Annotated in this window: 1 protein-coding gene; it reads left to right on the top strand. The window is 60.0% G+C overall.

Annotated elements, in window-relative coordinates:
* Positions 1 to 104: 104 nt before the first annotated feature.
* Positions 105 to 408: aldehyde dehydrogenase family protein (locus AC1DLB_RS32285; RefSeq protein WP_477786570.1), on the top strand; the 304-nt coding region annotated here is incomplete at its 3' end.

Raw genomic sequence — 408 nt, 5'->3', positions numbered from 1 at the left:
GGACTGCTGCGCAGTCCAGCGGGAGCAAGCTCCCTCGCCACAAGTTCTCATCGCTTGCCCATCGGTTAACACGATCACTTATTCCTCTGCGTAGAGTCACAACCATGACAAACACTCGCAGCGACTGGGAGCAACGCTTCCAGTCCTTGACACTAGAAGGCCGCGCATTCATCGACGGCCAATACTGCCCGGCAGTCAGTGGCGATACCTTCGAATGCATCAGCCCGGTCGACGGCCGCTTTCTGGCGAACATCGCCAGCACCGACGAAGCCGACGCCAATGCGGCAGTCACCGTCGCGCGTCGTGCATTTGAATCCGGCATCTGGGCGCGGTTGGCACCCGCAGAACGCAAGCGCATCTTGATTCGCTTCGCGGACTTGATCCTGGCCAACCAGGAAGAACTGGCGC

The organism is Pseudomonas sp. 05N434 (assembly GCF_056396965.1).
This window is presented reverse-complemented; position numbering and strand designations above follow the sequence as displayed.